Origin of the sequence: Brevibacillus sp. RS1.1 (assembly GCF_013284365.1) — a bacterium.
Lineage (GTDB): Bacteria > Bacillota > Bacilli > Brevibacillales > Brevibacillaceae > Brevibacillus > Brevibacillus brevis_D.
Genome location: NZ_JABSVA010000021.1, coordinates 34,949 through 41,042 on the forward strand (window position 1 = coordinate 34,949; position 6,094 = coordinate 41,042).

The following is a 6,094-nucleotide window of genomic DNA, read 5'->3' on the forward strand; positions in this document are numbered from 1 at the left end:
TCAGGGTGCATTTCATTACAAAAACAAAAAAACTGCCGGAAACAAAGGTCCGACAGTGTGTGCATTTAAGAGTGGAGCATGGAGTCCCGCGTAAACCAGAGCTGATAGCTGAGTATGCTGATCAGAACTGCCGAAATGGCAGCAGAGGAGCTGAAGCTGAGCATAATGAGGATTTGGTAGCGTACGGCCTCGATGGGACTGGCACCCGCGACAATCATGCCGGTCATCATCCCTGGCAATTGGACGAGTCCGATTGTTTTCATCGTGTCAAAGGTAGGGATCATGCTCGCTTTGACGGCGCGCTTCAACACCACATGCACGGCTTGGCGAGTAGTGGCTCCCAGACACAGCAGTGTTTCAATTTCCCCACGAGAGGCTTCAACTTCTCTGTTCATATGCGTGAGAAAAAGGCTCGTGACGATCATAGAGCTACCTATAATCATGCCGCTCATCGGAATGAGGTACTGCGGCGTGGGAGAGACAAGCCCGAGTATAACCAACAGTCCCATCGTGATGATTTCTGTTATCGCAAGTGAAAGGGAGATCCGCCAAAAGATCCCCGTTAATTGCTTCGCTCTGCTGGCAGCGTTCCACGAAGCGACCAAGATCATCATGAGAATGATCAATAATATAAACCAGACACTGTCGGCAGCAAAGACAAAATGTAGGACGTAGCCGATCGCAAGCAATTGAACAGTAGAGCGGATGGTGCCAATCAAAATGTCTTTTTCCAAACCGAGCTTCTGCCAAACAGAGAGCAGGAGGGCAATGAAAACAAAGGCATAGGCAAAGAGTAGCCACATGTATGAACCCGTAAACGTATGTGTCATCGCTGCACCTCACTCAGGGCAGCATGGACATTTCCATCCTGTAAAAATTCACGAGCTTCCACGGATTGGGGCGAGTGGAAAAACGCTTCACATTCCGTGTCCTCTGCGAGCTGGTGGTTGGCCATAAACCAAATGCGCTTGCAAGCGACTCGTGCTTCTTCTAAATCATGCGTGACCCAAATTAAGGTCGTGCCCGTTTGGTGGTGCAAATCGACGAGGAGCCGCTCAGCTGCCTGCTTGCTTTTCGTATCGAGGGAAGCGGTGACCTCATCTAGCAGCAGGACAGATGGCTGAAGCATCAGGCTGCGAACGAGAGCGAGCCGTTGCTTTTCGCCGCCGGACAGTTGAGTGGCTGGTTTTGACCAATCGATTTCTTCCATATATAACTGCTCCATCAAGTCGGAGGCGAGCTTCTTATCAAAAGGACGCTGATGCAGGGTACTTACTGTCCGCAGGTTATCTTCCACGGTGCCTGGCAGCATAACAGCCTGCTGTGCCACATAGCTGATTTTCATTCGCCAAGCTCTCGGGTCCCACAGTGACATTTCTTTCTTCTCCAAGAAAACCGTACCGGCGTCAGGTTGCAGAAGACGACCTAAAATACGAAGCAATGTGCTTTTTCCCTGGCCTGATTTTCCCAGAATTCCAATAATCGTAGGCTCCATAATGCTAGCGTTTACGTCACGGAACAACCATGTGCTCGTAGAGGAGTGGATTTGTTTCCCCAAAGCTTCAATCTGGATGGTCATATGTAAAAGCCTCCCCATTAACGCGGAAAACACCGAAGAGGACAAGTCTTCGGTGTTTCTTTCTTACAGGCTATCTATGTACTTATTTCTTCTCCGACAGCCACTGTGAAACCGCTTGAATTTCTGGTTGTTTCTTTAGCATTCCAGGGGGCATGCCGCCTTTACCTTCTTTGATGATTTTAGCAATGTCGTCAGCGCTGAGCGTTGCTCCAATTTTTGTCAGGTTTGGACCTGCAATGCCTTCGAGATTTTGACCATGACAGGAAGAGCAATTTTGTTTAAATACAGCAGCAGCGTCAATTTGTGCAGTTGGTGCGCCGCCACCATTTGCTTCTTCGCCATGTTTTGGTGGGAAAATGATTGATCCTACGAGTGCAATGAGAAAAACAAGAAACAAGATACCAAACGAAGTGAAAAAGGCCTTCGCGGAATCAATTACATCGTTTTGATTCATGTCTTTTTTGTTGGACCCAGCCATCTGACAAAGACCTCCCAAAGCGAATTATAAAGTTTCATTGTAATTTTACGGCAAAAGTTTGACAATATCAAGGCGACTACCCAACAAGACAAAGAAAGTACACAATTTGCCATTTTTTCGTAAAAACACGTTGCTCTTAGTCTACCTTATAACAGTCAATATTATTTGAGAGAATTTCTCTTATAATGGAAGGGTTAGCGGGTTGCTGTTACCAGACAAGTGTGATAAAGTTGTTGTATTGGTTTTTTCCGCCTTGGAAATACGTTTTGAGGTGAATGAAAATGGCATTGGCTGCGAAAATTTTACTTGTGATCGCAAGTATTGGCTTAATTATCGTCGTGTTGCTGCAATCGGGAAAAAGTGCCGGCCTTTCCGGAGCGATTGGTGGCGGCGCAGAGCAACTGATGGGCAAACAAAAAGCCCGCGGGATTGACGCACTTTTAGGGAAACTGACCGTTGTATTTGCGGTTGGCTTCATGATTTTTGCGATTTTGCTCGGGTATTTCTTGAAATCAGGAGCGTAATAGACGAATGGCCGGAAGACAGCGAGTGCAACTTGCTGTCTTTTTCTCTATTCCGATTGCGATATGCGGGAACGGTGAATACTACATAATAGGATGGTCATAGAGAAACGCGGGAATGCCACGCGAAAAAGGAGGTTTGTGAATGGAAGATCAAGAAAAAATACTCGCGTTTATGCGAGAGCAAGCATACCACCCGATGACGGTGAGGGAACTGGAAGAAGCATTTGGAATCAAGGATTCTGCTAAGTTCAAGGAGCTTGTGAAAACACTGAATGCACTGGAAGCGAGCGGAGAGGTGATCCGCACCAGGGCGAATCGGTATGGTGTGCCTGAAAAAATGAATCTGGTACGTGGACGTCTGCAAAGTCATCCGAAGGGCTTCGGATTTGTGATCCCGGAGACACCTGACTCGGATGACGTATATGTACATGCGAATGATATGAATGGGGCGCTCCATGGCGATACGGTTTTTGTCCGCGTGGAAAAAGAAGCGGGCGGCAATCGTCTGGAAGGGCAGATCATCCGCATTGTCGAGCGCGGAATCAAGCAGGTCGTTGGGACATTTAAGGACGAGAGGCATTACGCGTTTGTGATCCCCGACGAAAAGCGAATCGGCAAAGATATTTTCATCCCGAAAGACTCCTTCAACGGAGCTGTAGATGGTCACAAGGTAGTCGTGAACATCGTTCGTTACCCAGAGGGGCGAGTGAATCCTGAGGGTGAGGTCGTCGAGATTCTTGGCCATAAGAACGATCCGGGCGTCGATATCCTGTCGATCATCCGCAAGTTCAACCTGCCAGAAGCATTTCCAGAGGACGTGTTAGCAGAGGCAGAGGCAGCACCAGATGAGATTTCCGAGGAGGAAATCAGCGGTCGTCGTGACTTGCGTGAGCGGATGATGGTTACGATCGACGGTGCGGATGCCAAAGACTTGGACGATGCTGTTTCCCTGGAGAGGCTGCCAAACGGAAACCTAAGACTCGGCGTGCATATCGCTGACGTCAGCTACTATGTTCGTGAAAAGTCTCAGCTGGACAATGAGGCGTATCGTCGCGGTACCAGTGTCTACTTAGTTGACCGCGTGATCCCGATGCTGCCACATCGCTTGTCCAACGGCATATGCAGTCTCAATCCACAGGTAGATCGATTGACGATTTCCTGCGATATGGAGATGGATGCGGGCGGAAACACCGTCAAGTACGACATCTTTTTGAGCGTGATTCGTACAGATGAGCGCATGACGTATGCAGATGTACGCAGCATTTTGGAAGACAAGGACGAAGCCTTGACCGAGAAGTACAGCAAACTCGTCCCGATGTTCGAGGATATGAAAGAGCTGGCCTTGAAGCTGCGTAAAAAACGGATGCAGCGAGGCGCCATTGACTTCGATTTCCGCGAAGCGAAAATTTACGTTGATGAAGAGGGAACCCCTACAGAAATCGGCTTCCGTACGAGATCGATTGCAGAGCAGATCATTGAGGAGTTCATGCTCGCTGCCAACGAAACAGTGGCGGAGCATTTCCACTGGATGAAGCAGCCGTTCATGTACCGGATTCACGAAGACCCGAACGCTGAAAAGCTCATGGCCTTCATGGAGTTCATCACGAATTTTGGCTACTCGATCCGCGGGAAGGGCAATTCTGTTCATCCACGTGCATTGCAACAGTTGCTGGAAGAGGTAAAAGGAACGCCGGAAGAAATTATTATCAGCACCGTTATGCTGCGTTCGATGAAACAAGCGCGCTACGACGCGGAAAGCCTGGGGCATTACGGCTTGTCTACGGAGTTTTATACCCATTTTACTTCACCGATTCGCCGTTATCCCGACCTAATCGTCCACCGACGCATTCGCGAATGGATCGAGCTGGGGAATCAAATCTCAGAAAAACGTCTGGGGTACTGGGCAGAGCAAATGCCAGTAATCGCGGAGCATACGTCACAGCGTGAACGGTTGGCTGTCGATGCCGAGCGTGAAACAGACGATCTGAAAAAAGCGGAGTTCATGCTGGAACGAGTGGGAGAAGAATTCGAAGGCGTCATCTCCAGCGTCACTTCGTTTGGGATTTTCGTCGAGTTACCTAATACCATTGAAGGCTTGGTGCACGTCAGCTTTTTGACCGACGACTACTATCATTACCATGAGAAAATATTTGCACTGGTTGGTGAGCGTACAGGCAAGCAGTATCGGATCGGAGATGTCGTTGAGGTACGTGTAGCCAATGTCAACGTGGATGAACGCACCATCGACTTCGAAATCGTCGGGATGCCGAAGGCTGGCTTCCGCGGTAGCCGTGAGCGTACGCCTCGCGTAATAGATGGTCGCGGCGGGGATCGTAAGCCGACACGTGGCAAGCAACAAGATCGTTCACGTACAGGCCGTCCAGATCGTCCAGATCGCCCAGGCAGACCAGATCGACAAAAGGACAAAAAGCATCCAGCGGAAATCCGTCAGAAATACAAGGATCGCCGCAAAGCGGAAGGGAACAAACCACCTAGCCGTGCTGGATCGGGCAAAGCATCGAGCGGTGAAGAAGTGCTGCCAATTGGTGCGGGAGAAGGAGATACCCCAGCGAAACGCCAGAAGGGATTCTGGGAGGATCTCGTCAAGTCCAAGAAAAAGACCCGCAAAAATGTAGCCAGTCAGGTGAAACGGAAACGCCGTTAAACAGTTGTTTATTCCCCGAAAAGCAGGCGGAGCGATCTGTTTCCCTTTTCGGGGTTGCCTATTTACCGGGTAAATGACTTGCCACAATGGGCAAAATTTGCTAGACTAACTGGTACGAAACGCAGTACGTACAAGTGAGGTGATCTCCATGTCAAAAGATAAGGCCGGAACCAAGACAATCGCCCAAAACCGAAAAGCGCGCCACGATTACCACATCGAGCAAGTATACGAGGCAGGCATTGAGCTGACCGGTACGGAGATCAAGTCCGTGCGTGCGGCACGTGTCCAGCTCAAGGACAGCTTCGCCCGTGTGCAGAATGGCGAATTGCTACTGTACAATGTGCACATCAGTCCGTACGAGCAAGGAAATCGCTTTAACCATGAGCCAGAGCGGACACGCAAGCTGCTGATGCGTCGCTTGGAAATCCTCAAGCTCAATGGTCTGATTCGCGAAAGAGGGTACTCGCTGGTCCCGCTCAGCATTTATTTGAAGGGTGGCTGGGCCAAGGTCGAGCTCGCACTTGTCAAAGGGAAAAAGAACTACGACAAGCGTGAAGACCTCAAGAAAAAAGAGTCTGCGCGTGATATCGAGCGTGCTCTGCGCGAACGCCAAAAAGGCTGATTGGATTGCACTGGCAGGCTTGGCAGCAATCAACGTTGAGTTTTGGTTGTCGCCTGTGCTATATTTAATAAGCAACAAAAAGCCAATACACTGTTTGTTACAATACAGTCTAGGTGCGGATTTAATGGCTCTTCACTTAGACTTTTTCTTACCTACCTGGGGGCGTTCTGGATTCGACGGGGATGGTAGAGCATGAGAAGCGAGCCGGGGGGCTGCGGACCTCGTC

The 6,094-nt window shown here is 49.6% G+C and carries 6 protein-coding genes; 3 read left to right on the plus strand and 3 right to left on the minus strand.

The annotated features are described in order from the left end of the window. Nucleotides 1-65: 65 nt before the first annotated feature. The 3 genes from HP570_RS28885 to HP570_RS28895 all read right to left on the minus strand — a co-directional run bounded on the left by HP570_RS28885 (nt 66) and on the right by HP570_RS28895 (nt 2,057). On the minus strand, nt 66-830 hold the full coding sequence (locus HP570_RS28885; protein ID WP_173627941.1) for an ABC transporter permease: 765 nt from the start codon (nt 828-830) through the stop codon (nt 66-68). Further along, a complete protein-coding gene (locus tag HP570_RS28890; protein ID WP_173627942.1) occupies nt 827-1,579 on the minus strand; it encodes an ABC transporter ATP-binding protein in 753 nt (250 codons plus the stop codon). Before HP570_RS28890 ends, HP570_RS28885 begins: the two co-directional genes overlap by 4 nt. A gap of 82 nt (nt 1,580-1,661) precedes the next feature. Beyond that, a complete protein-coding gene (locus HP570_RS28895; protein WP_026134028.1) occupies nt 1,662-2,057 on the minus strand; it encodes a YqzM family protein in 396 nt (131 codons plus the stop codon). 281 nt (nt 2,058-2,338) lie between these two features. On the opposite strand from HP570_RS28895, the gene secG reads away from it, so the two are divergent. The 3 genes from secG (at nt 2,339) to smpB (ending at nt 5,868) form a co-directional block, all read left to right on the plus strand. Next, entirely contained in the window at nt 2,339-2,581 is a 243-nt protein-coding gene (gene secG, locus HP570_RS28900) for a preprotein translocase subunit SecG (protein ID WP_007728789.1), read from the plus strand. A 142-nt stretch (nt 2,582-2,723) separates the two neighbouring features. Next, nucleotides 2,724-5,246: a ribonuclease R gene (gene rnr / locus HP570_RS28905; protein WP_173627943.1), complete on the plus strand. Its 2,523-nt coding sequence runs from the start codon at nt 2,724-2,726 to the stop codon at nt 5,244-5,246. A gap of 148 nt (nt 5,247-5,394) precedes the next feature. Beyond that, complete coding sequence (gene smpB / locus HP570_RS28910; protein ID WP_016740379.1) at nt 5,395-5,868, plus strand: SsrA-binding protein SmpB; 474 nt, start codon at nt 5,395-5,397, stop codon at nt 5,866-5,868. Nucleotides 5,869-6,094: the final 226 nt, after the last annotated feature.

What these genes read in the sequence shown, in the direction of transcription:
- HP570_RS28885 (WP_173627941.1), bottom strand. Translation starts at nt 830, where the DNA reads ATGACACATACGTTTACGGGTTCATACATGTGGCTACTCTTTGCCTAT.
- HP570_RS28890 (WP_173627942.1), bottom strand. Translation starts at nt 1,579, where the DNA reads ATGACCATCCAGATTGAAGCTTTGGGGAAACAAATCCACTCCTCTACG.
- HP570_RS28895 (WP_026134028.1), bottom strand. Translation starts at nt 2,057, where the DNA reads ATGGCTGGGTCCAACAAAAAAGACATGAATCAAAACGATGTAATTGAT.
- secG (WP_007728789.1), top strand. Translation starts at nt 2,339, where the DNA reads ATGGCATTGGCTGCGAAAATTTTACTTGTGATCGCAAGTATTGGCTTA.
- rnr (WP_173627943.1), top strand. Translation starts at nt 2,724, where the DNA reads ATGGAAGATCAAGAAAAAATACTCGCGTTTATGCGAGAGCAAGCATAC.
- smpB (WP_016740379.1), top strand. Translation starts at nt 5,395, where the DNA reads ATGTCAAAAGATAAGGCCGGAACCAAGACAATCGCCCAAAACCGAAAA.